This window comes from Achromobacter sp. (assembly GCF_049647645.1).
Taxonomy (GTDB): domain Bacteria; phylum Pseudomonadota; class Gammaproteobacteria; order Burkholderiales; family Burkholderiaceae_B; genus Achromobacter.
This window is the reverse complement of sequence record NZ_JBARYB010000193.1, coordinates 1-23,408: the sequence shown is the minus strand read 5'-3', so window position 1 is coordinate 23,408 and position 23,408 is coordinate 1. Positions and strand designations below refer to the sequence as shown.

Here is a 23,408-nt window from a genome sequence, read left to right as displayed (position 1 = left end):
ACACCATGGAAATGAACACACTGGATGCCGTCAGCGGCATCCGCATCGACGGCAGCCGGCTCTGGAACTCGCTGATGGAGCTGGCCCGCATCGGCGCCACCGACAAAGGCGGCGTGTGCCGGCTGGCGTTGAGCGACCTGGACCGGCAGGGCCGAGACCTGGTCTGCGCCTGGGCCCGCGAGTTGGGCTGCAGCGTGCGCGTCGACGCTATCGGCAACATCTTCATGCGCCGCCCGGGCTTGCATGATGATCTGCCGGCCGTCATGACGGGCAGCCATATCGACACCCAGCCCACCGGCGGAAAATTCGACGGCAACTATGGCGTGCTAGCCGGCCTGGAAGTGCTGCGCACCCTGCATCAGCGCGGCATCGCCACCGAGGCGCCGCTGGAAGTGGTGGTGTGGACCAACGAGGAGGGCTCGCGTTTCGTGCCCGTGATGATGGGTTCGGGCGTGTACGCCGGCGCCTTCACGCTGGAGCACGCGCTGGCAGCGCAGGACCGCGACGGCGTCAGCGTGGATGAATCGCTGCGCGCCATCGGCTACGCCGGCCCCGAACCGGCGCGGCCGGGGGCGGTCGGGGCTTATTTCGAGGCGCACATCGAGCAAGGTCCCATCCTGGAGGACCGGGGTATCACCATCGGCGCGGTGCAGGGCGCTTTGGGCCAGCGCTGGTACGACGTCGCCATTACCGGCCAGGAGGCGCATGCCGGACCCACGCCGATGGAACTGCGCCGCGATGCCTTGCTGACCGCGTCCAGGCTGGTGCTGGAGGTCAACCGCATTGCGCTGGAGCATGCGCCGCACGGCCGCGGCACGGTGGGCTGCATCGACAGCTTTCCGAATTCGCGCAATGTGATCCCGGGCCGCGTGGCGCTGACCGTGGACCTGCGTGCGGCCGACGACGCCACGCTGGACAGCATGGCCGCGGCGTTTGCGCGCGCCTGCCGCGAACTGGCCGAGCCCGGCCGTTTCCTGGTCGAAAGCAAGGAGGTGGTGTACTTCCCGCCGCAACCCTTCGAGCCCCGGCTGGTACAGGCGATCCGCGACGGCGCCAGCACGCTGGGCCTGGATTCGCTGGACGTGATCAGCGGCGCGGGGCATGACGCGGTCTATATGGCGCGGGTGGCGCCGACCGCCATGATCTTCGTGCCATGCAAGGATGGCATCAGCCACAATGAAATAGAGGATGCGCAGCCCGAGCACCTGGAGGCCGGTTGCAATGTGCTGCTGCACGCCATGCTGCGCTGCTGCGGCCGTATCCAGTTCGCGGAAGGGGGCGTGCCATGAAGGTGCTGATTGCGCGTCTGAACCACGAGACCAATACCTTCTCGCCCGTGCCCACGCCGCTGTCCGCCTTCGGCAACGGCGGCCCGGCCTACGATGCGGCGGCCTATGAAGAGAACAAGGGCAAGCGCACGGCGATGTCGGCGTTCATAGACCTGGCCGAAGGGCGTGGCGCCGAACTGGTCACTCCGGTTTCGGCCACCGCTTATCCTAGCGGCCGCGTCGACGGGCAGGCCTACGCCGAGTTATGCGGCCGCATCGTTGCCGCTGCGCCGGGCTGCGACGTTATCCTGCTGGACCTGCATGGCGCCATGGCGGTGGAGACCACCGACGACGGCGAAGGCGACCTGCTCGAACGGCTGCGCGCCGCCGCGCCCGGCGCGCCGATCGCGGTGGCGCTGGACCTGCACGGCAACGTCACGCAGAAGATGATGGACAACGCCGACGTCATCGTCAGCTTCAAGACCTATCCCCACATCGACATGTACGAAACCGGCGAGCATGCCGGCAGGCTGCTGTTCGCAGGCATCGACGGCAAGTGCAAGCCTGTCATGGCGTGGCGCCGCCTGCCCTTGGTGTCGCATTCCCTGCGCAGCAACACGGCTGAAGGGGCCATGCGCGCCGCCGTCGAAGCGGCGCGGCAGGCCGAGGCCGCGGGTGCGCTGGGCGTGTCGGTGCTGGCGGGCTTCGGCCTGGCCGACATTCCGCATCCCTGCGTCAGCGTGGTGGCTGTCGCCGACGGCGACCGCGCAGAGGCAGAGCGCGTGGCGGGCGAGGTCGCCGCCCTGATCTGGGAGCAGCGCGACGGCTTCTTCTACGACAGCGAGCCGCTGGCAGCATCGCTGGCGCGCGCCAAGGCGCTGGCCGAAGGCGCCAGCAAACCCGTGCTGCTGCTGGACCATGGCGACAACTGCATGAGCGGCGGCACCTGCGACACCCTGGACGTGCTGATGGCCGCGCTGGAAGCCGGACTGGAAGGCATCCAGGCGGGACTATATTGCGACCCCGAGGCCGTCGCCGAACTGACCCGCGCCGGCGTCGGCGCCACGGTGGAGCTGCCGGTAGGCAACAAACGCGCCATCGACGAGATCGGCCGCGGCGCGCAGCCCGTCACGCTGCGCGGCACCGTGCGGGCGTTGAGCAATGGCGAGTACGTGATCACTGGCCCCACCTACACCGGGCAACTGGCCTGCATGGGCCGCAGCGCGGTGCTGGACATAGGCGCGGCGCAGCTGGTGCTGACGGAACAGACCCACGAACCCTGGGACCTGGGCGTGTTCCAAAGCCTGGGGCTGGACCCGTCCCGCGCCCGTTTCGTGCTGGTGAAGTCCCGCATGTACTGCCGGCCGGTGTTCGTGCCGATCTCCCAGGCGCTGGTCGAATGCGACAGCCCGGGTGTCACCAGTTCCGACTGGTCGCTGTTCGAATTTCGCAGGCGTGCGCGGCCGCTGTATCCCTTGGAGCCCATGGCGGCGGCCGACTACGATCCCCGCGCAGGCGGCCGATAAGCCGGCCGGGAAGAGGAGGGTGCCACGGGCGGCAGCTGTGGCGCCCTGGCAACGGACATTCTCAAACAAAAAGTAACATAAATGAGAATGATTCCGTTTGCCGTAGAATGGGGCGCTCAGTGATTCCAGTCCCCTTTGGTGCAGCCGGCCCGGCAAGGCCCAGGCCTTCCGGCACGTTCCAGACGCATCCGTAGTTCTCCAGTGCGCGCGTGACCCCATCGGGATTTTGATATCTGCCTGCGAACTTCCCGACATGAAAATCCGAACTCTAGCCTGCATGGCCGCTGCGCTGCCGTGCTATCTCCCCGTTGCCCACGCCCAATCCGCGTCTGATCAGGCCGGCTCCGTGGTTTCTATGGATGCCATCAAGGTCGAGGCCAGCGCCGATGCCTCGGCCGGCGGCCTGGCTGAACCCTTTGCCGGCGGGCAGGTCGCGCGCGGCGGCCGCGTCGGCCTGCTGGGCACTCAGGACTTGATGGACACGCCGTTCAGCATCACCAGCTACACCAATGAACTGATCCAGGATCGTCAGGCCCGCAGCGTCGGCGACGTGCTGCAGAACGATCCGGGCGTGCGCGTGGCGCGCGGCTTTGGCAACTTCCAGGAGTCGTACTTCATCCGCGGCTTCATCCTGAGTTCGGACGACGTGGCCTATAACGGCCTCTACAGCCTGCTGCCACGCCAGTACATCGCCACCGAGCTGTTCGAGCGCGTGGAAGTCCTGCGCGGCGCCTCGACGTTCCTGACCGGCGCCCCGCCCAATGGCGGCGGCATAGGCGGCGTGATCAACCTGGTGCCCAAGCGCGCGCCGAACGATCCGCTGACCCGCGTCACCACCGGCGTCTCCAGCGGCGGGCAGTTCCAGTTGTCCACCGACATCGCCCGCCGCTTCGGCCCGGGCGACAGTACCGGCATCCGCTTGAATGCCGCGCAGCGCAGCGGCGATACCGGCATCGACGATGAACATTCCCGCACCAGCCTGGTGTCGCTGGGCCTGGACTGGCGCTCGGCCGACACCCGCCTGTCCGCGGACATCGGCTGGCAGGAAAACAAGCTCAAGCGCGCACGTCCCAACGTGTCCCTGACGGGCCTGAAGGACCATGTGCCCGATGCGCCCGATGCCAGCAGCAATTACGCGCAGCCCTGGTCATACTCCAATGAACGCGACGTCTTCGGCACCGTGCGCGCAGAACATGACTTCAGCGACAAGCTGACGGCCTGGGCAGCCTTCGGCATGCGCCGCAGCGACGAGGCGAACTCGCTGGGCAACGTCACGCTGACCAACGCCAGCACCGGCGCGGGCAATTTCTACCGCTTCGACAATACTCGCAAGGACAGCGTCAACACGGGAGAACTGGGCTTGCGCGCCAAGGCCCGCACCGGCCCGGTGGGGCATGAATTCGTCGTGTCGGCGGCCTTCTTCGACCTGAAGAAGAAGAACGCCTACGTGATGGACTACAAGAACACCTTCCCCACCAACATCTACGATCCCATCTCGTACGACAAACCCGCCTTCAGCGCGGACGCGCTGCGCGGCAACGACCTGGACGATCCCGCCTTGCAAGGCCGCACGCGCACCAGCAGCTACGCCATTGGCGACACCATGTCGTTCCTGGACGACCGGGTGCTGCTGACGCTGGGCGTGCGCCACCAGCGCCTGTCGATGCGCAGCTATGCCTACAACACCGGCAAGGAGAACGGCGCCTACGACCAGAGCCACAACTCTCCGGCCGCGGGCCTGGTGGTCAAGGTGGCGCCCAGCGTGTAGCTGTACGCGAACTACATCGAAGCTTTGGTGGCGGGCGATACGGCCCCGCTGAACGCCAATGGCAGGCCCGTGACCAACGGCGGAGAGAGCTTGTCGCCCTATGTCTCGAAGCAGAAGGAAATCGGCGTCAAGTACGAGGACGACGGCCTGGGCGCGGGACTGGCGCTGTTCTCCACCGACAAGCCGCGCTCCGCGTACACGCCGGAGAACACCTTCACCGCGTCAGGCAAGGACCGTCACCAGGGCGTGGAACTCACTATGTACGGCGAACCCGTGCAGAGCGTGCGCCTGCTGGGCGGCCTGACCTGGCTGGACGCCAAGCAGCGTTCCACCGGCAATGCGTCCATCGACGGCAATCGCGTGATCGGCGTGCCGCGCTTCCAGGCCAACATGGGCGTGGAATGGGACATCCCCGGCGTGCCGGGCCTGGCCGTGGACGGCCGGGTGGTCTACACCGGTTCGTCCTACGCGGATGACGCCAACACGCTCAAGGTGCCGGGCTGGACCCGCTTCGACGCGGGCCTGCGCTACATGATGGACGTGGACGGCCATGTCGTGACCTTGCGCGCCCGCGTGGACAATATCGCCAACCGCAATTATTGGGCGTCGGTGGGCGGGTTCCCCGGCAATGGCTACCTGGTGCTGGGCGGCCCGCGCACCTTCTCGCTCAGCGCGAGCATGGACTTCTGAGTTCAGGCGGCGTTCACCAGAACCAGCCGCCGCGCGTCAAGTCCGCCTCGCAGCCTTTGTACTGCGAGGCGAATTTGTCGGCGCGGGCCTGGACCTTCTGCGACACGGTCTTGAGCCAGGCCTTGCGATCAAAGCTGCGGTTGCGGTAGCCGGTCCAGCCCTCGTGGTAGTTCAGGTACTGGCCGTAGGCGTCGGACTTGGACACGCCATTGATGCGCTGGGTCTTGCTCATGTACCAGCCCATGAAATCCAGTGCATCGGCGAAATCGTCGCGGCTGGAGCCCCAGCCTCCCGCATCTTTCTTGTAGTCGTCCCAGGTCTCGTCCTTGGCCTGGGCGTAGCCGTAGGCGGAACTGACGCGGCCCCAGGGGATGAAGCCCAGGAAGTAGTAGCGCGGCGGCACCGCGTCCTGCTTGAAGGAAGACTCCTGGTACATCATGGCCATGGGCACCGGCACCGGCGCGCCCCATTTCTTCTGTACCTTCAAGGCGGCATCGTGCCAGTCCGGTTTTTCGCGAAAGATGGCGCATATGTTCTCGGGATTCGAGGGCGGCGCGGTGGCGCAGCCGGCGAGCGCCAGCAGTAGCAGGGGCGGCAGCAAAAGCCGGGTCATGGGCGGTCTTCCTCCGGAGATCGGGGCGGGGGGTGAGGGGGATTGTCACAAGATACCGCGATTGTATGAAAACGTATCGCCGAAAAAGTTCCGTCCCTGAAATTCTCCGACCAAGGCGGCGCGGCTGCCTTGGTCGCAGGCAAAGAAAAACGGCCCCGGATCGCTCCGGGGCCGTCTTGCAGGCGATGCAGCCAGGCTGCGCAGCCTGACGCTTAGACTTCGATGACGTCAGCCACGTCCTTGTAGTCCGGGATCTTGTCGAAGTTCAGGTACTGGTAGATCTGGTCGCCGCTCTTGTTGATGACGCCCATGTCGGCCATGTACTCGTCCTTGGTCGGGATGCGGCCCAGCTTCGAGCAGATGGCGGCAAGTTCGGCCGAACCCAGGTACACGTTGGTGTTCTTGCCCAGGCGGTTCGGGAAGTTGCGGGTGCTGGTCGACATGACGGTCGCGCCTTCACGCACCTGGGCCTGGTTGCCCATGCACAGCGAGCAGCCCGGCATTTCCGTGCGGGCGCCGGCGGTGCCGAACACGCCGTAGTGGCCTTCCTCGGTCAGTTGCGCGGCGTCCATCTTGGTCGGCGGGGCGACCCACAGCTTGACCGGGATATCGCGCTTGCCTTCCAGCAGCTTGGAGGCTGCGCGGAAGTGGCCGATGTTGGTCATGCAGCTGCCGATGAACACTTCGTCGATCTTGGCGCCGGCGACTTCCGACAGGGTCTTCACGTCGTCCGGGTCGTTGGGGCAGGCCACGATGGGCTCGTGCACGTCGGCCAGGTCGATCTCGATCACGGCGGCGTATTCGGCGTCGGCGTCCGGCTCCAGCAGCTTGGGATCGGCGAGCCAGGCTTCCATGGCCTTGATGCGGCGGCCCAGCGTGCGCTCGTCTTCGTAGCCGTTGGCGATCATCCACTTCAGCATCACGATGTTGCTGTTGATGTACTCGATGATCGGTTCCTTGTTCAGGAACACCGAGCAGCCGGCGGCCGAACGTTCGGCGGAAGCGTCCGACAATTCAAAGGCTTGTTCGACCTTCAGGTCAGGCAGGCCTTCGATTTCCAGGATGCGGCCGGAGAAAATGTTCTTCTTGCCTTGCTTGGCAACCGTCAGCAGGCCTTGCTTGATGGCGTACAACGGGATCGCGTTGACCAGGTCGCGCAGGGTCACGCCAGGCTGCAGCTTGCCCTTGAAGCGCACCAGCACCGATTCCGGCATGTCCAGCGGCATCACGCCGGTGGCGGCGGCAAAGGCGACCAGGCCCGAGCCGGCCGGGAACGAGATGCCGATGGGGAAGCGGGTGTGCGAGTCGCCGCCGGTGCCGACGGTGTCGGGCAGCAGCATGCGGTTCAGCCAGGAGTGGATCACGCCGTCGCCGGGGCGCAGCGAGACGCCGCCGCGGGTGCTGATGAATTCCGGCAGCGTGTGGTGCGTCTTGACGTCCACGGGCTTGGGGTAGGCGGCGGTGTGGCAGAACGACTGCATCACCAGGTCGGCCGAGAAGCCCAGGCAGGCCAGGTCCTTCAGCTCGTCGCGGGTCATGGGGCCGGTGGTGTCCTGGCTGCCGACCGAGGTCATCTTCGGTTCGCAGTAGGTGCCCGGGCGGATGCCCTTGCCTTCTGGCATGCCGCAGGCGCGGCCGACCATCTTCTGGGCCAGGGTGTAACCCTTGCCGGTATCGGCCGGGTCCTTCGGCAGGCGGAACAGCGTCGAGGCCGGCAGGCCCAGCGCTTCGCGCGCCTTGGCGGTCAGGCCGCGGCCGATGATCAGCGGAATGCGGCCGCCGGCGCGCACTTCGTCGAACAGCACGTCGGACTTGACTTCGAATTCGGCGATGACTTCGCCGTTCTTCAAAGCCTTGCCGTCATAGGGGCGCAGTTCGACCACGTCGCCCATTTCCATCTTGGAAACGTCGAGTTCGATCGGCAGGGCGCCGGCGTCTTCCATGGTGTTGTAGAAGATCGGGGCAATCTTGTTGCCCAGGCACACGCCGCCGAAACGCTTGTTCGGCACGAAGGGGATGTCTTCGCCGGTGAACCACAGCACCGAGTTGGTGGCCGACTTGCGCGACGAACCCGTGCCGACCACGTCGCCGACGTAGGCGACCAGGTGGCCCTTTTCCTTCAGGGATTCGATGAACTTGACCGGGCCGCGCTTGCCGTCTTCTTCCGGTTCGAACGCGGCGCCGTCGCGCTGGTTCTTCAGCATCGCCAGGGCGTGCATCGGGATGTCGGGGCGGGTGGTGGCGTCGGGAGCCGGCGACAGATCGTCGGTGTTGGTTTCGCCCGGCACCTTGAAGACGGTGATGGTCAGGCTTTGCGGCAGTTCCGGACGGCTGGTGAACCATTCGGCGTCGGCCCAGCTCTGCATCACGGACTTGGCGTTGGCGTTGCCCTTGTCCGCCTTTTCCTTCACGTCGTGAAAGGCGTCGAACATCAACAGGGTCTTCTTCAGCGCAGCGGCGGCGATGGCGCCGATTTCAGCGTCGTCCAGCAGGTCGACCAGCGGGCCAATGTTGTAGCCGCCCAGCATCGTGCCGAGCAGTTCAGTCGCCTTGGCACGGCTGATCAGCGCACAAGCTTCCTTGCCCAGCGCCACGGCGGCCAGGTACGAAGCCTTGACCTTGGCGGCGTCGTCCACGCCGGCCGGCACGCGGTGGGTCAGCAGCTCGACCAGGTTCTGCTCTTCGCCAGCGGGCGGGTTCTTGAGCAGTTCGATCAGTTCAGCGGTTTGTTTGGCCGTAAGGGGCAGCGGGGGGATCCCCAGAGCCGCGCGTTCGGCAACGTGTTGGCGGTAATTATCCAGCATGTGAGGCCTGCTCAAAGTCGGGTTGGAAGAAGGGTTGTTGGCCGGATTGTAGAGGGAACAGGGGGACGCAAGCAAATGTCTTATATCTTATATAAGACTTGGGCTGATAGCTGTTGCTTAAGGGCGACGGCGGGGCGCCAGCCCCTCTGCCGATACGCGGCGGGATTGGGGGGGATGGGGCGGGATGGGGCGGGTGGCGGGGCCCAGGCTGGACAGGTTTGGCGGGGCTGGCCTGGTGGGGGGCCGCCCCGGGGGCGGGACCGTCTAGCGCGGCCCGGCGTCGTACACCACGCCCACCCGCGCGAAGTTGCCGCCGTATTGCTTGACGTCCACCTGGAACGGCGCGCTGTCCTCCGGCTTGAGCTTGGGTAGCCGCAGTTCCTGGAAGACCGCGCCGCTGAGCTTGTCCTGGGCGTCGTACAGGCTGACCCAGACTCTGACGTTTTCGACTTCGGCCTGGCTGTCGTTGCGCACGCGTCCGTGCACGGTCACGTACTTGTAGCGGAAGCGGTAGGTGAAGTTCAGGGTGCCGGTGCCGACCTGGGCCTCCGTGTTCTCGACCGTGATCGCCAGCTTCGGGCGCGGGCCGGGCAGGGCGGCGCGCTTGGCGGGCAGCCAGTCGGTCTTGACCTCGCTGTAGCGGTCGATGCGGCCGGTCAGCGCCACGGGCACCCTTTCTCCGGGGTACAGGCGCGCCGGCAGGCTCCAGGCCTGGCGCACGTCCAGCCGGCGGGATCCGTCGAACAGGGAGATATCCGCCTTCGGCGACAGGACGACGTACTGGTCGCTGGTGTTGACCAGCTCGGCATACATGACCGGGCGCTCGATCTCGTCGAGGAGGCGACGCGGGGCCGACAGCTTGAGCGCGCTGGCGTCGAACAGGGCGAAGCCCGGATCCAGCAGTTCCTCGGTGGTCAGGCGCACGTGCTCGATGACCCGCAGGTCGGCCGGGCTGACGCGCACAATGCGGCTGGGCGGTGCTTCTTCCTTGGAGGCGGCGGGCGCGGTGGCCGGGTTTTCACTTTGCACCATGTAGTCGTAGGATGTGACCTGGCCCTCGGCCAGCATCTCGCAGCGCACGTCGAAGGAGGTCAGCGCGTTCGGGGCCAGCGGGCTGGCGGCGCCGTAGCCGTTGCCGGTGCCGATCAGCTTGCCGTCCTCGCCATACAGCATGACCGTGATCTGGCTGCTGTTGGCCTCGTTGGCGCCGTTGTTCTTCAACAGGCCGACCAGGCGGTAGGCGCCGTCGTTGCGCACCAGTTGCACCTTGCTGGCGGCCACCTCGTTGTTCCTGTCCCGCGCCAGCCTCGGCTGCGAGACCTGCAGCGTATAGCGGCTGTAGGCCTGGCTGGGCGTGGAGATCGTGACGGGCGTGTATTCGCCCGGCTGCAGCGAGCGCGCCGGCGCCGAGCCGGAATTGGACGGCAGCGACAGTTCGCCCTGGAAGAACGAGGCCGTGACGCGCGGCACGTCGATCTTCTTGCCGGTCTCGTTGCGCATGATCATGACCAGCTGCGTGCGGTCGCGGACCCGGATTTCCTGCACGTCCGTCAGCTTGACCAGCGAGGCGTCGATGGGAGGGGGCGCCGGCGGCTGCCTGATGGTGGTGGAGGGCTTGGATCCCAGCAGGGAAGCGACCAGCGGCACCGCAATCACGGCGGCGACGGCGACTGCCACCGCCGCAATGGCGCGCGGGCCGAGCTGCGGCTTGGGGGCCGGCTGCTGCATGCCGCGCAGGATCTTCTCCAGCCGTTGGGCAACGTTGTCTTCGACCAGCGTGACCGGGTGGCAATGGCTGCAACGGTACTCGTTGGTGTCCAGCTTGGTGAATTGGGCGCTGCCGCAAGTCGAGCAGGTCAGGGTCACCGTGTTGATCGTGGTCTGTTTGGGCGTCATTCTCGCAGCCGTGCGCGCGCCGGATCCAGACGGCGCGGCGGATGGCGCGGCGGGAGCTAGACGCAAGGGATTTACTGGGCGGCAAGGATAGCGGCAGGGTGCGCCAGACATGGTGCACGAGCGCATCCGTTTGTGACAAAGTGTGTGGGTGAGCGTCCCGGTGCTATCATCGGCGGCGCAAAAAACAGATTCGAAAGCAGACCCTTAACGCTGTAGCTGTACCCCGTCGATCCGCTCCCGCGCCGCGCAACGCGCCGCTCCGGGCAGAGCCGAGGCAGGTCAGGCTCTACCCACTAGCATGAGCATTTCCCAATATTTGCTGTTCCTCGCTTGCGTGGCGCTCGCCACCTATGCGCAGACCATGACGGGCTTCGCCTTCGGCCTGGTGCTGCTGGGCCTGTCGGGCGTGTTCCAGCTGGCTTCCGTGTCCGAAGTGGCCAACGTGGTCAGCGTGCTGTCGCTGGTGAACGCGGTGGTGACGCTGGCGCGGGCCAAGCCCCAGGTGAACTGGTCGCTGATGCGGCCCGCCATGGCCAGCAGCCTGGTCGGAGTGGGGGCGGGCGTTGCCGCGCTGGCCTGGATCAGCGGGTCCATGAGCGTATTGCTGCAGCTGCTGCTGGGTTGCACGATCCTCGCTTGCGCGGTGCTGCTGGTGGCGCGCGCACAGCCGCTGGCGAGCGTGTCCTCGCGCGGATCGTTCGTCTTCTTCGGAGCCGTGTCGGGTGTGCTGGGCGGATTGTTTTCCAGCGCGGGACCGCCCATGGTCTATCACCTGTATCGCCAACCGCTGCCGCTGGCGGCCATCCGCAACAGCCTGCTGATCCTGTTTTCGCTGAACGCCATTGTGCGGCTGGCGCTGGTGACCGGGCAGGGGGCCTTCATGGCCTCGTCGTTCTGGCTGAGTTTGCTGGCGCTGCCGGTCGTGATTGGCGTGACCTGGGTGGCGCGCCGCTACAGCACGGCGGGTTCGATGCACACCGTCAAGCGCATGGTGTTCGTGCTGTTGCTGGCGGCCGGCCTGGGGCTGATCGTGCCGGCGTTCAAGGCGCTCGCGGCCGGCTAGCCGCGAGTCCTGTTGCGTGGAGCACGCGGTCTCAGCCGCGTTCGCCGGTGATGTAGCGTTCGAGTTCGTGGATGATGAACTTCTGTTCGCTCATGACGTCCTTGACCAGGTCGCCGATGGAAAGCAGGCCGATCAGCTTGCCGTCCTCGATGACAGGGAGATGACGGAAGTGGCGTTCCGTCATCATCGCCATGCAGTGCTCGCGGGTGTCCGCGCGGCTGACGTAGTACACCGAATCGGTCATGATGTCCCGCACCTTCGTGGTGCGCGAGGAGCGATCCTGCAGCACGATCTTGCGGGCGTAATCGCGCTCGGTCAGCATGCCCAGCACCGCATCGCCCTGGACCACCACTACGGCCCCGATGCTGCGTTCCGCCATGATTTTGACGGCTTCGAACACCGACGCGTCGGGTGAAACCGTCACGACGGAATGATTGGCTTTTTCCCTGAGTATCTCAGCAACTGTCTTCACGATGCGCTCCCGGATCGCTGGTGAGGATAAAACCCATGCTCCATCCTAAGCCTGGCGGCCGTGTTGCCGCAAGCGGCGCGGCTATTTCGCGGTCTTGTCGCGGAACGCCTGGCTGGCCATTTCGCGCAGGTTGCGCGTGGCGCTGCGCTCGGTGGCGGGATTCCAAGCCAGGGAAATGCCGATCGATGCATCGGCCGGAAAATCGGCCAGCGTCTTGTAGACCACGTTGGTGCCGGGCAGGCGCCGGCCGCCGGCCGGCACCAGCGCCACGCCCAGGCCGCTTTCCACCAGGCTGAGCAGGGTCTGCACCTGCACCGCCTCCTGCGTGATGCGGGGCGTGAAGCCGCGCAGCTGGCAGGCGTTGATGGCGGCCATGCGCAGGCCGGCAGCTTCGCTGGCGGTGTACATGATGAAAGGTTCGTCGGCCAGGTCCGCCAGGCGGATGCGGCCGCGCCGCGCCAGCGGATGCGTCTTGGGCACGGCCAGCGCGAAGTTCTCGGTCGTGAGCGGGGCCAGGCGCACGCTCGATCCCATCGCCACCGGCACGCGCACGATGCCGACCTCCAACGTGTCTTCCTCGAGTTCCTGCATGATGCGTATCGACGTGGCTTCGCGCAGCACCACGGTGACGCCGGGATAGCGTTGCCGGAATGGCGGCAGGATGCGCGGCAGCACGCCGTGCGTGGCCGAGCCCACGAAGCCGATGCGCACGGTGCCGCCTTCGCCCGCGGCCCCCGCGCGCGCCGCCTGCCGGAACTGCTCGGCGTGGAACAGGGCGCGGCGGGCTTCGTCCAGCGCCGCCAGGCCGGCTTCGGTGAGCTTCACGCCTTGGCGGCCGCGTTGGAACAGCGGCACGCCCACCATCTCTTCGAGCTTGCGTATCGAGACCGACAGCGGCGGTTGCGACATGTGCAGCTTTTCGGCCGCGCGGTGGAAGTTCAGCGTTTCGGCCAGGACCAGGAACTGCTGCAGATGACGGAAATCCATGAGGGCGCTCCGAAAGGCGGTTGGCATGGATGATATGGCTTCCGTATCGATTCCGGCATTGGTGCTATCCCTTCGCTATCAGGGGATGGCGCGTTGCGCGTCGCGCGCAAGCCTTGGGGGTGAGGCGGCGGCCGGGCGGCGGCGGTATGATGGAACGCATTACAAGGAGGAAACACCATGAATGAAGTCATCGTCGCTTCTGCCGTCCGCACCGCCATTGGCGATTTTGGGGGCGCGCTGAAAGACGTGCCGCCGTGCGACCTGGGCGCCACTGTCATCAAGGCCGCGCTGGAGCGCGCCGCCGTCAAGGGCGATGAGGTCGGCCACGTCGCCGTGGGCCACGTCATCAACACCGAACCCCGCGACATGTACCTGTCGCGCGTGGCGGCCATGAATGCCGGCATCGCCAAGGAAACTCCCGCCTTCAACGTCAACCGCCTGTGCGGTTCGGGCCTGCAGGCCATCGTGTCCGCCGCCCAGACCATCATGCTGGGCGACGCTGACATCGCGATCGGCGCGGGCGCCGAAAGCATGAGCCGGGCGCCGTACATCGCGCCGGCGCAGCGCTGGGGCGCGCGCATGGGCGACAGCGTCATGCTGGACATGATGACCGGCGCCTTGTCGGATCCGTTCGGCCGCATGCACATGGGCGTGACCGCCGAGAACGTCGCGGCCAAGTTCGGCATCAGCCGCCAGGACCAGGACGCCGTGGCCGCGGAATCGCATCGCCGCGCCGCCGCCGCCATCGACGCGGGTTACTTCCGCGACCAGATCGTGCCGGTGGTGATGAAGTCGCGCAAAGGCGAAGTGGTGTTCGACACCGACGAGCACGTGCGCCGCGATGTCACGGCCGACAATCTGTCGACGCTCAAGCCGGTGTTCCAGAAGGAAAACGGCACGGTCACGGCGGGCAACGCCTCGGGCCTGAACGACGGCGCGGGCGCCGTGGTGCTGATGAACGCCTCGGTGGCGGCCAAGCGCGGCGTCAAGCCGCTGGCTCGCCTGGTGGCCTATGCGCACGCCGGCGTGGACCCCAACATCATGGGTATCGGCCCGGTGCCGGCCACGCAGGCCGCGCTCAAGCGCGCCGGCCTGACGGTGGACCAGATGGACGTGATCGAAGCCAACGAAGCGTTCGCGGCGCAGGCCTGCGCGGTGTCGCGCGAACTGAAGCTGGATCCGGCCAAGGTGAACCCCAACGGCAGCGGCATCGGCCTGGGCCACCCCATCGGCGCCACCGGCGCAATCATCACCGTCAAGGCGCTGCATGAACTGCAACGCGTGGGCGGACGCTATGCGTTGGTGACCATGTGCATAGGCGGCGGCCAGGGCATTGCCGCCATCTTCGAACGGATCTGACGCACCAGGGGGCGCCGGCACGCTAGCGCGGGGGCGGTAAGCTCGCGCAGCGTGGGGCCTGCCCCGCCGCCGGGCCGCCCCCCTTGGGGGGCAGCAAGCTCGCGCAGCGTGGGGGCTTTATCCTTCTAGGTAGTCCTGGGCCCACGCCAGGCATTCGGCGCGCAGCAGCGCGCCCATCTGCGCCCGCCGGGGCGCGTCCAGCCGGCTGCTGATCGCACCGAAGCTGAAGGCCACCCAGGTCAGTTCCGATACCCGGAACGCCACGCCCACGCCCGAAACGCCGGGCGTGATGGTATCCACGATTTCTGAATAGCCCGCCGCGCGCGCCAACCTCACCGATTTCATCAGGGCGGCGCTGGACGCGCCGATTTGCGCGTAGCTGGCGGCATGCCGCGCATACAACGCCGCGATTTCCTCGTCGGGCAGGGCGGCCATCAGCGCCAAGCCGCCCGCGCCCACGCCCAGGAGGCGTCGCTCCCCCTGGTCGATGGTGAATACCTTCACGGGGAATGAGCCTGCCTCGCGCAGCAGGCACAGCGCGTAGTCGCCCTGGCGTATCACCAGGAACACCGTGTCGCCCGACAGGCGCGCCAGCTTCTGCGCGAACGGACGCAGCGCATCCAGCAAGGGCGTGCGCCGCAGCGCCGCGAATCCCAATTGCATGGAATCCACCCCCAGGCGGTAACGCCGGGTCTTGGCGTCGCGTTCGGCGAACTGCTCTTCCAGCAGGCAGCTGAGCAGCCGGTGCGCGGTGGAGCGCTCCAATCCGGCCTCGGCCATGACGCCCTGCAGGTCTATGCCTTCTTCCTGGTGCTGCGCCAGCACGCGCAGCAGGCCCAGGGCGCGCCGCATGCTCTGGGTACCGCCTGTCGAACCGCTTTTGTTCATAATGTGGGAAATATTGGTTGAATATTTTGTATTTTAGGATTCCGGGTGCGTTAATTCAATCCAGTCGACCGCGCCGCCTCTCAAGGCGCGGCAGAACTAGGACGAGGAGACCATGGAATACGCCACCCTGGCCGTCGAGCGGCACGACTCGGTATGCCGCATCAGCCTGGCGCGCGAATCCGCGCGCAATGCCCAAAGCCAGCAGATGCTGGATGAACTGGACGACGCGCTGACGCGCGCGGAACAGGACGACTCGGTACGGGTCGTGGTGCTGGCCGGCCGCGGCGCGCACTTCTCCGCCGGCCACGACCTGAAGGAAGCCCAGGCCAAGCGCGCCGATTTCACGGTGGAGGAACGCTGGGAATACGAGTCGCGCCGCTACTACGGCTACTGCCTGCGCATCTGGGACTTTCCCAAGCCGACCGTGGCCCAGGTGCAGGGCGCCTGCGTGGCGGGCGGCTTCATGATCGCCAATATGTGCGACCTGGTGGTGTGTTCCGACACCGCATACTTTTCCGATCCGGTGGGCCACACGCTGGCGGCCGCCGCGACCGAGGTGTTGATCCACCCCTGGGTCATGGGCCTGCGCAAGGCCAAGGAAATGCTCTACACCGGCGAAAAGGTGGATGCCCAGGAAGCGCTGCGCATCGGCATGGTGAACCGCGTGGTGCCCGAAGCCGAGCTGGACGCAGCGACCCTGGCGTTGGCGCAGCGCATCGCCCAGGCGCCGCCTTTCGGCCTGCGCCTGATCAAACGTTCGCTGAACCGCACGGCCGACGCGCAAGGTTTCCGCACCGCTTTGTCCGCGCATTTCGACACGCACCAGTTGTCGCATCTGAGCGAGGAATTCCAGGCTGTGCGCGAACGCGGATTGGCCCAGGCCATCATGCGCAATAAGAAGGGCGAGGCCGCATGACCCCGTCTCTGGACCCTTTGCTCAATCCGCGCTCCATCGCCATGATTGGCGCCAGCGCCGACGCCGGGCGCATCGGCGGCATGCCGCTGGACCTGCTGACGCGCTTCGGCTACGCAGGCGGCATCTACCCCGTGAATCCGAAGTACCAGGAAGTGTTCGACCGCCGCTGCTGGCCCGACATCGAGTCCGTGCCCGAGCCGGTAGACCTGGCGGTGCTGGCGATCGCGGCCGCGGACGTGACGCCCATGCTGCGCCGCTGCCACGCCAAGGGCGTGCGCGCCGCCATCGTCTACGCCGCGGGCTTCGCCGAAGCGGGCGGCGAGGGCGCGCGCCTGCAGGATGAGTTGGAAGCCTTCGTGGCCGAAAGCGGCATGGCCGTGGCCGGTCCCAACTGCATGGGCTTCGCCAACCTGAATACGCAGGCTTACACGGCCTTCGCCTCGGTCTTCAAGACCGCGCCGGCGCAGGCGGGGCCGGGCAAGGTCAGCCTGCTGACGCAGAGCGGAAACGTATGCGCCGCGGTCTACGCGATCGCGCGCCGGCTCGACCTGCCGTTCTCGCACTTCATCAATACCGGCAACGAAGCCTGCCTGGATTTCTCGCAATACCTGGAATACCTGGCGGCGGATCCGCAGACGGAAATCGTGCTGGGCTACATCGAGCAGCTGCGCGACGGCGAACGCTTCATGCGCGCCTGCCGCGAGCTGGAACGCCAGGGCAAGCTGCTGATCGCGCTGAAGGCCGGCGCCACGGACAAGGGCGCGCAGGCGGTGCAGTCGCACACCTCGGCGCTGGCCGGGGACCGGCGCGTGTACGGCGCGGCTTTTCGTCAGTTGAATGTGATCGAAGCCAACGATTTCGCGCAGATGGCGCACCTGGCCAGCCTGGCCACGTTGCGGCATCGCACGGCGGGCAGGCGCGTCGCGGTGCTGACCATGTCGGGCGCGCTCGGCGCCATCCTGGCGGACAAGTTCATCGGCGCCGGGCTGGACCTGCCCGATCTGCCGCCTGATCTGCAGGCGGTGCTGCGCGGCGGCATTCCCGACTACGGCATGGTCGGCAATCCGGTCGACGTCACCGGCAACGTGGTCAATGATCCGGCCTTCGTGCACACCGTGCTGGAGGCGTTGGCGACGACCGATGCGATCGACGCGGTGGTCGTGTACGCGCCGGGCTACATGCTGGACCGCATGGCCGATGCGCTGGCGGACGTGTCGCGCCGGCATCGACGGCTGTTCGTCGCCATCGATACCGGCCTGGCCCAGAGCCGCGCCGCCTTGCGCGCAGCCGAGGTGGCCGTGTTCGAGGACCTGGGCCTGGCGGTGGCGGCGCTGGCGCCCTATCTGCTCTGGTGCGAAGCGCGCGGCGCCAAGCGTATCGCGGCGCCGCCGCAACTGGCCGCGGTGGCGGTCCCGGCCTTGCCCTGCAATGAAGCCGATGCGCGCGAGTACGTGGCCGCCTTTGGCTTGCCGCAAGCGCGGGTGAGCACGGCCGCCAACGCGGACCAGGCGGTGGCGCAGGCCAGGACCGCCGGTTATCCGGTGGCCCTGAAGATACTGAGCGCCGACATCGCGCACAAGACCGAGGCGGGCGGTGTTGCGCTGAATCTGGCCGACGACGAAGCCGTGCGGCGCGCCCATGGCGAGGTGGCGCGGGCGGTGGCCGCGGCGCAACCGGACGCGCGTCTCGACGGCGCGATGGTGCAGAAGATGGAGCGCGGCGTGGCCGAGATCATCGTCGGAGCCACGCGCGATCCGGTCTTCGGCCCGGTATTGACCGTGGGCCTGGGCGGCGTGCTGACCGAGCTGTACCGGGACACCAGCCATCGCCTGCTGCCTGTGGACGAAGACATCGCGTTGCAGATGCTGCAAGAGCTCAAGGCCTACGCGCTGCTGGACGGCTACCGCGGCAAGCCCCGCGCCGACTTGGTGGCCGCCTGCGGCAGCATCGTGGCCGTGGGCAATGCGCTGCTTGCCGCGCCCGCCCACGTGGCGGAGATCGAAGTCAATCCATTGCTGATCAAAGAGGCAGGACAAGGCGTTGCGGTACTGGACGCGCTGATCCTGCCCGCAACCCCGTAGCGCCACGCGCGCAACGTATCCCAGGAGGAGACAAGCATGATGAAGAAACTAATGGCCGGCGTCGCGCTGGCTTGCATCGGCGTCACGGGCCAGGCCATGGCCCAGGACAGCTATCCCAACCGCCCGATACGCATCGTGGTGCCGTTCTCGCCGGGCGGCGCGACGGACATCATGAGCCGCCTGCTGGCTGAGAAACTCAGCGGCAAGCTGGGCCAGCCGGTGATCGTGGAGAACAAGCCGGGCGGCGGCACCATGATCGCGTCCGACTACGTGTCGCGCGCCGAGCCTGACGGCTATACCTTGCTGATGGCGGCCTCGTCGCTGGGCATCGCGCCCAGCATCTACGCCAAGGTGAACTATGACCCGATCAAGGACTTCGCGCCCATCAGCCAGGTGGCCTCGGTGGTGCACGTCCTGGAGGTGCATCCCTCGGTTCCGGCCAAGAACGTGGGCGAGCTGATCGCCTACCTGAAGGCGAACCCGGGCAAGGTCAGCTACGGTTCGGTCGGCACCGGCAGCTCTACCCATCTGGAGGCCGAACTCTTCAACAGCATGGCGGGCGTGCAGATGACGCACATCCCGTACAAGGGCAGCGCGCCGGCGCTCAATGACCTGGTGGCGGGGCGCCTGCAGGTCATGTTCGACGCCTGGGCCTCGTCCGGCCCCTTCGTCAAGGATGGCAAGCTACGCGTGCTGGCGGTGACCACCGCCCAGCCCTCGGCCTCGGTGCCGGACCTGCCGACGGTGGCGGCCTCTGGTTTGCCGGGCTATTCGGCCATGCCCTGGCTGGGTTTGGTCGCGCCGGCGCGCACGCCGCAGCCGGTGGTCGACAAGATCTACAGCAATCTGGCGCAGATCCTGCAACAGCCCGACGTCAAGGCGCAGTTCACGGGCCTGGGGCTGGACATCATCGGCAGCGATCCCAAGGCTTTCGCCGCCTTCATCCGTCAGGACGTGAGCACCTGGGCCAAGGTCGCGCGCGATTCGAATATCCGCCTGGAGTAATGGCATGATGCAGTTGGAAAGCGCCGCGCGGGATGACGAGGCGTTCCGCCTGGACCTGCGCGGCTGGCTGGCATCGGCCTATGCTCGTTTCGCGCAGGACTGGCCGGGCGCGGCCGATCCGCGCAACCTGGATTTCCGGCGCGCGTGGGAGGACACCTTGTGCGCCAACGGCTGGTCCGGGCTGGGCTGGCCCAAGGAGCATGGGGGCCGCGCCCTGCCGCTGTCGCGGCAGGCGGTGTTCCACGAAGAGCACGCACGCTGCGGCGCGCCGCTGGGCGTGAACCTGATCGGGCACGGCATCCTGGCGCCGACCCTGCTGCATTTCGGCACCGAGGCGCAAAAGCGCCGTTTCCTGCCCGGCATCCTGTCGAACCGCGAAGTCTGGTGCCAGGGCTATTCGGAACCGGGCGCCGGCTCCGACCTGGCGTCGGTGCGCACGCGGGCAGAGGCCGCGCCCGGAGGCTATCGCCTGAATGGCCACAAGATCTGGACCTCGTTCGCCGACCGCGCGCAGTGGTGCTTCGTGCTGGCGCGCACCGATCCGCAGGCGGCCAAGCACCGGGGCCTGAGCTTCCTGCTGGTCGACATGCGCAGCCCCGGCGTGCGGGTCGAGCCCATCCGGCAGATCACGGGCGAGGCCGAATTCTGCGAGGTGTTCTTCGAGGACGTGTTGGTGCCTGAGGACGGCCTGCTGGGCGAGCCGAACCAGGGTTGGAAGATCGCCATGGCCGCGGCCAGTTTCGAGCGCGGCACCTACTTCATCCCGCGGCTGGTGCGGTTCGCCCAGGAACTGCACCAGGTGCGCGAATTGGCGTTGCGCGCCGATGCCTACGGCCACGTCCCCGCGTCCTCGGCCGCGGTGCGCCACCAATGGGCGCGGTTGGCCGCCGACAGCCACGTGCTGGCGCTGAAATCGCAGCGCGCGCTGGCCGGCGCGATGCGTGGCGATCCGCCGGGGCCCGAGGGCTCTTCCACCAAGATCCACTGGAGCGAAGCGCATCAGCGCTTGTTGGAACTGTCGCTGCAACTGCTGGGCGAGGACGCCTGCCTGGCGGACGACGCGCACGCCGCCGAATTGACGCATGCCTATCTGTGGTCGCGCGCCGAAACCATATTGGCAGGCACCTCGGAAATCCAGCGCAACATCATCGCCGAGCAGATGCTCGGCCTGCCCAAGGCTTGAACCCCATGGATCTGCATCCGACCGAAGACCAGCGCATGCTGGACGACGCGGCCCGGCGCTTTCTGGCTGACCGCCATCCGCCGGCCGCGGCCCGTGCCGCCGCCGGCAAACCCCATGCAGCGCGCCTGGCGCAGTGGCATGAAATCGCCGTCCAGGGCTGGCCCGCCTTGCTGGCGCCGGCAGGGCAGGACGGGCTCGGACTGGGCATGCGCGAGGCCTGGATCGTGGCCGAAGCCGCTGGCCGGCACCTGCTGAGCCTGCCGCTGGCGGCCAATATGGTGATGCTGCCGACCTTGTGCGCGGCGGGCGCGACGGGATTGGCTGCTCAATGGGCAGGCGCCGTGATGGCGGGCGACAGCTATTTCGCCGACGCCGCCATGCGTCCCGACGGTTCGGCCTTCATCGAAGGCGCGGGCGAGGGTGTGCGCGCCCTGGCGGCGCGGCGTCTGAGCGCCACCGGCCTGAGGCTGGAGCTGCAAGCGCCCGCGTCTGGCTCGGCCGGACTCGATCCGACCATGCCCGTGGCGCGCGTCGTCCGACCGCAGGTGTTGGAGAGCGTCGACCTGGAGGTAGAGGCCGGAACCTGGGAGCGGCTGCGTACGCGGTTGCGCCTGCTGCGTTCGGCCGAACTGCTCGGCGCGGCATCGGCCGCGCTGGAGATGGCCGCGGCCCATGCGCGCGAACGCCGCCAGTTCGACCGCGCCATCGGCGCCAACCAGGCGATCAAGCACCGCCTGGCGGAAGATTGGATGGCCCTGGACGACGCCAGGCTGGCAGGCGTGGCGGCGGTCGCGGCCCATGACGCCGGCGCCGCATCGGCGGAACGCGACAGCCTGTTCGCGCCCCTGCTGGCGGTGGAAGCCGGCAGGCGCGCGGCGCAGAACGCCGTCCAGGTCCATGGGGCCCTGGGCGTGACCTGGGAGTGCGATGCGCATCTGTATCTGAAGCGGGTGCTGCGCCTGGCGGCCGGCTTGCAGGCGGAAGTGTCGCGCACGGAATTGTTGGAGCGCATCTGGGAGGGCGCGGACGGCAAGCTGGCCGCGTAGGCCGTTACGGCCGGACGCCTGACGCGCGGGCGGCGTCCGACCTACAATCCCCGCCATGCATAAATCGAACTTTCCTTCCGAGCTGGACCAGCCGACCCTGTCCGAGGTGGACGGCGTCCGCTATCTGCACTTCAATACCGTCTGGGTCCAGGGCGCCATGCGCATCAAGAACCCGTCGGAACTGGTGCTCGAATACACCGCCCAGATGATGGCCTGGCTGCTGTTCCTGGAGCCGCCCAAGGAGGAAGCCATCGGCATGCTGGGCCTGGGCGCCGGGTCGCTGGCGCGTTTCTGCGTGAAGCACACGCGCAGCCCCTTGCTGGCGGTGGAATGGAACCCGCGTGTGACGGCGGCCTGCCACATGTTCTTCCGCCTGCCCGGATCCAACCGGCTTGAGGTCGAACATGCCGATGCCGGCGTCTGGGCGGCCGATCCGCTCAACGCCGGGCGCTGCCCGGTTCTGATGGTCGACCTGTACGACGCCTCCGCCGAGGGGCCGGTGCGCGACAGCGTGAAGTTCTATCGCGATTGCCGCCGCGTGCTGGGCGAGGTCGGCGTGCTGGCCGTGAACCTGTTCGGCCGCCACGAGAGCTTTGGCAAGAACATCGACAACCTGTCCAAGGCCTTCGACGACCGGATCGTGCTGCTGCCTGAAGTCGAGGCGGGCAACCAGATCGTGCTGGCGTTTTCCGGTCCGCGCCTGGAGGTCACTCCCGCAGAATTGTTGGCACGCGCCGAGGTAGTCGAGGCCAAGTACGGCCTGCCGGCCCGCCGCTGGGCCCGCTCCCTGACCCGCCACGCAGTGGACGGGGTGCTGCACTTCTGACGTCCTGTCTCGCCTCCAGGGGGCGGAGGCCTTTTTGCCGCCGGGCCGTCCCAAGGCAAAAAGCGCCCCCTCGTGGGGCGGAGAGCCCACAAGGCGGGCGAAGCGTGGGGGTGTTTGCTTCTCTTAGGGTAGCTACCAGGGCGGGAGGGGTTTTCTTTTTCCCGCATCCGGCTCTATCATGGCCTTATTCATAATTATGAATTACGGTGCAATCCAGGCCGCTGACCCATGACCTTACCCATCGTCCGGCAAGCCCTTTACCTGGAAGTCGCGGACCGCCTGCGCGGCATGATCCACGCACGCTCCCTGCGCAACGGCGAATGGATCGACGAGCTACGGCTGGCAGGCGAACTGGGCATCTCCCGCACCCCCTTGCGCGAGGCGCTCAAGGTGCTGGCTACCGAAGGGCTGGTGCGGCTGGAGCCGCGCCGCGGCTGCTTCGTCAATGAGCTCTCGGCGCAAGACCTGGAAGACATCTTCCCGCTGATGGCCATGCTGGAAGGGCGCTGCGCCTTCGAGGCCGCGCGCAAGGCCAGCGCTGCCCAGCTGGCCGAGCTGGAGCCGCTGCACGCGGCGCTGGCGGGCCACGCCCAGGCCGGCCGCATCGACGCCTACTACAAGACCAATTATCTGATCCACGAAGCGGTGCAGGCGCTGGCTGGCAATCAGTGGCTGTCGGACATGGTGGGCAATCTGCGCAAGGTACTGAGCCTGTCGCGCCACCGCAGCCTGTCGCAGCCGGGCCGCATCCAGGCGTCCTGCGCTGAGCACCTGGCCATATTCGAGGCGCTCAAGGCGCACGACTGCGAGGCCGCGCAAGCGCTCGCGCACAACCATCTGATGCGGCAGCTGGAAGCGCTGCGCGCATTGAGCCATGCCGACGCCGCCGATCCGGCGCCGTCCGACCCCATCGTCATCGAGGAGCCCGCCCATGTCCGCACCCGCCAATCTCGCGCCCGCGCGCGGCGCACGCACGCCTGAGCCCGAGACCGATGCGGTCGATGCGGCGGCCGGTGC

The 23,408-nt window shown here is 67.3% G+C and carries 17 protein-coding genes and 1 pseudogene; 12 read left to right on the top strand and 6 right to left on the bottom strand.

Annotation, left to right across the window (positions count from 1 at the left end; genetic code table 11):
* Positions 1-5 precede the first annotated feature (5 nt).
* The 3 genes and pseudogenes from WBB14_RS21645 to WBB14_RS21635 all read left to right on the top strand — a co-directional run bounded on the left by WBB14_RS21645 (position 6) and on the right by WBB14_RS21635 (position 5,252).
* Positions 6-1,289: a Zn-dependent hydrolase gene (locus WBB14_RS21645; RefSeq protein ID WP_424241651.1), complete on the top strand. Its 1,284-nt coding sequence runs from the start codon at positions 6-8 to the stop codon at positions 1,287-1,289.
* Positions 1,286-2,794: a M81 family metallopeptidase gene (locus WBB14_RS21640; protein WP_424241650.1), complete on the top strand. Its 1,509-nt coding sequence runs from the start codon at positions 1,286-1,288 to the stop codon at positions 2,792-2,794. Before WBB14_RS21645 ends, WBB14_RS21640 begins: the two co-directional genes overlap by 4 nt.
* Positions 2,795-3,047: 253 nt before the next feature.
* A pseudogene (locus WBB14_RS21635) lies at positions 3,048-5,252 on the top strand (TonB-dependent receptor).
* 13 nt (positions 5,253-5,265) lie between these two features.
* Here WBB14_RS21635 and WBB14_RS21630 read toward each other — a convergent pair.
* The 3 genes from WBB14_RS21630 to WBB14_RS21620 all read right to left on the bottom strand — a co-directional run bounded on the left by WBB14_RS21630 (position 5,266) and on the right by WBB14_RS21620 (position 10,565).
* Positions 5,266-5,865: a hypothetical protein gene (locus WBB14_RS21630; protein ID WP_424241649.1), complete on the bottom strand. Its 600-nt coding sequence runs from the start codon at positions 5,863-5,865 to the stop codon at positions 5,266-5,268.
* A 212-nt stretch (positions 5,866-6,077) separates the two neighbouring features.
* Positions 6,078-8,669 carry a bifunctional aconitate hydratase 2/2-methylisocitrate dehydratase gene (gene acnB / locus WBB14_RS21625; RefSeq protein WP_424241648.1) on the bottom strand — a complete coding sequence of 864 codons (2,592 nt, stop codon included), beginning with the start codon at positions 8,667-8,669 and terminating at the stop codon, positions 6,078-6,080.
* Between the two features lie 264 nt (positions 8,670-8,933).
* Positions 8,934-10,565, bottom strand: coding sequence for an FxLYD domain-containing protein (locus WBB14_RS21620; RefSeq protein WP_424241647.1), 1,632 nt, complete (start codon positions 10,563-10,565; stop codon positions 8,934-8,936).
* A 298-nt stretch (positions 10,566-10,863) separates the two neighbouring features.
* On the opposite strand from WBB14_RS21620, the gene WBB14_RS21615 reads away from it, so the two are divergent.
* Positions 10,864-11,628, top strand: a complete 765-nt coding sequence (locus WBB14_RS21615; RefSeq protein ID WP_424241646.1) for a TSUP family transporter — start codon at positions 10,864-10,866, stop codon at positions 11,626-11,628.
* Between the two features lie 31 nt (positions 11,629-11,659).
* On the opposite strand, the gene WBB14_RS21610 is transcribed toward WBB14_RS21615, so the two are convergent.
* On the bottom strand, positions 11,660-12,100 hold the full coding sequence (locus tag WBB14_RS21610) for a CBS domain-containing protein (RefSeq protein ID WP_332011718.1): 441 nt from the start codon (positions 12,098-12,100) through the stop codon (positions 11,660-11,662).
* 81 nt (positions 12,101-12,181) lie between these two features.
* Positions 12,182-13,087, bottom strand: a complete 906-nt coding sequence (locus WBB14_RS21605) for a LysR family transcriptional regulator (RefSeq protein WP_424241645.1) — start codon at positions 13,085-13,087, stop codon at positions 12,182-12,184.
* A gap of 177 nt (positions 13,088-13,264) precedes the next feature.
* On the opposite strand from WBB14_RS21605, the gene bktB reads away from it, so the two are divergent.
* Positions 13,265-14,446 (top strand): beta-ketothiolase BktB, encoded by a 1,182-nt coding sequence (gene bktB / locus WBB14_RS21600; RefSeq protein ID WP_424241644.1) that lies wholly within the window; start codon positions 13,265-13,267, stop codon positions 14,444-14,446.
* Between the two features lie 117 nt (positions 14,447-14,563).
* On the opposite strand, the gene WBB14_RS21595 is transcribed toward bktB, so the two are convergent.
* Positions 14,564-15,298, bottom strand: a complete 735-nt coding sequence (locus tag WBB14_RS21595; protein ID WP_424241643.1) for an IclR family transcriptional regulator — start codon at positions 15,296-15,298, stop codon at positions 14,564-14,566.
* Between the two features lie 148 nt (positions 15,299-15,446).
* On the opposite strand from WBB14_RS21595, the gene WBB14_RS21590 reads away from it, so the two are divergent.
* The 7 genes from WBB14_RS21590 (at position 15,447) to WBB14_RS21560 (ending at position 23,372) form a co-directional block, all read left to right on the top strand.
* On the top strand, positions 15,447-16,250 hold the full coding sequence (locus WBB14_RS21590) for an enoyl-CoA hydratase (protein WP_424241642.1): 804 nt from the start codon (positions 15,447-15,449) through the stop codon (positions 16,248-16,250).
* The gene (locus WBB14_RS21585; protein WP_424241641.1) at positions 16,247-18,331 is read left to right on the top strand and encodes an acetate--CoA ligase family protein; all 2,085 of its coding nucleotides are present in this window, start codon (positions 16,247-16,249) and stop codon (positions 18,329-18,331) included. The genes WBB14_RS21590 and WBB14_RS21585 overlap by 4 nt, the downstream gene beginning before the upstream one ends.
* 36 nt (positions 18,332-18,367) lie before the next feature.
* On the top strand, positions 18,368-19,336 hold the full coding sequence (locus tag WBB14_RS21580; protein ID WP_424241640.1) for a Bug family tripartite tricarboxylate transporter substrate binding protein: 969 nt from the start codon (positions 18,368-18,370) through the stop codon (positions 19,334-19,336).
* 4 nt (positions 19,337-19,340) lie between these two features.
* Complete coding sequence (locus tag WBB14_RS21575) at positions 19,341-20,519, top strand: acyl-CoA dehydrogenase family protein (RefSeq protein WP_424241639.1); 1,179 nt, start codon at positions 19,341-19,343, stop codon at positions 20,517-20,519.
* Between the two features lie 5 nt (positions 20,520-20,524).
* Positions 20,525-21,565, top strand: coding sequence for an acyl-CoA dehydrogenase family protein (locus WBB14_RS21570; protein WP_424241638.1), 1,041 nt, complete (start codon positions 20,525-20,527; stop codon positions 21,563-21,565).
* 55 nt (positions 21,566-21,620) lie between these two features.
* Positions 21,621-22,391 (top strand): spermidine synthase, encoded by a 771-nt coding sequence (locus WBB14_RS21565; RefSeq protein WP_424241637.1) that lies wholly within the window; start codon positions 21,621-21,623, stop codon positions 22,389-22,391.
* 228 nt (positions 22,392-22,619) lie between these two features.
* A complete protein-coding gene (locus WBB14_RS21560) occupies positions 22,620-23,372 on the top strand; it encodes a GntR family transcriptional regulator (protein WP_424241636.1) in 753 nt (250 codons plus the stop codon).
* The last annotated feature ends 36 nt before the right edge of the window (positions 23,373-23,408 follow it).

Coding starts and splice junctions, on each gene's coding strand:
- WBB14_RS21560 (WP_424241636.1), top strand. CDS start 22,620: ATGACCTTACCCATCGTCCGGCAAGCCCTTTACCTGGAAGTCGCGGAC.
- WBB14_RS21630 (WP_424241649.1), bottom strand. CDS start 5,865: ATGACCCGGCTTTTGCTGCCGCCCCTGCTACTGCTGGCGCTCGCCGGC.
- WBB14_RS21580 (WP_424241640.1), top strand. CDS start 18,368: ATGATGAAGAAACTAATGGCCGGCGTCGCGCTGGCTTGCATCGGCGTC.
- WBB14_RS21615 (WP_424241646.1), top strand. CDS start 10,864: ATGAGCATTTCCCAATATTTGCTGTTCCTCGCTTGCGTGGCGCTCGCC.
- WBB14_RS21640 (WP_424241650.1), top strand. CDS start 1,286: ATGAAGGTGCTGATTGCGCGTCTGAACCACGAGACCAATACCTTCTCG.
- WBB14_RS21590 (WP_424241642.1), top strand. CDS start 15,447: ATGGAATACGCCACCCTGGCCGTCGAGCGGCACGACTCGGTATGCCGC.
- acnB (WP_424241648.1), bottom strand. CDS start 8,669: ATGCTGGATAATTACCGCCAACACGTTGCCGAACGCGCGGCTCTGGGG.
- WBB14_RS21645 (WP_424241651.1), top strand. CDS start 6: ATGGAAATGAACACACTGGATGCCGTCAGCGGCATCCGCATCGACGGC.
- WBB14_RS21570 (WP_424241638.1), top strand. CDS start 20,525: ATGGATCTGCATCCGACCGAAGACCAGCGCATGCTGGACGACGCGGCC.
- WBB14_RS21575 (WP_424241639.1), top strand. CDS start 19,341: ATGATGCAGTTGGAAAGCGCCGCGCGGGATGACGAGGCGTTCCGCCTG.
- bktB (WP_424241644.1), top strand. CDS start 13,265: ATGAATGAAGTCATCGTCGCTTCTGCCGTCCGCACCGCCATTGGCGAT.
- WBB14_RS21595 (WP_424241643.1), bottom strand. CDS start 15,298: ATGCGGCGCGCCCTGGGCCTGCTGCGCGTGCTGGCGCAGCACCAGGAA.
- WBB14_RS21620 (WP_424241647.1), bottom strand. CDS start 10,565: ATGACGCCCAAACAGACCACGATCAACACGGTGACCCTGACCTGCTCG.
- WBB14_RS21585 (WP_424241641.1), top strand. CDS start 16,247: ATGACCCCGTCTCTGGACCCTTTGCTCAATCCGCGCTCCATCGCCATG.
- WBB14_RS21565 (WP_424241637.1), top strand. CDS start 21,621: ATGCATAAATCGAACTTTCCTTCCGAGCTGGACCAGCCGACCCTGTCC.
- WBB14_RS21605 (WP_424241645.1), bottom strand. CDS start 13,087: ATGGATTTCCGTCATCTGCAGCAGTTCCTGGTCCTGGCCGAAACGCTG.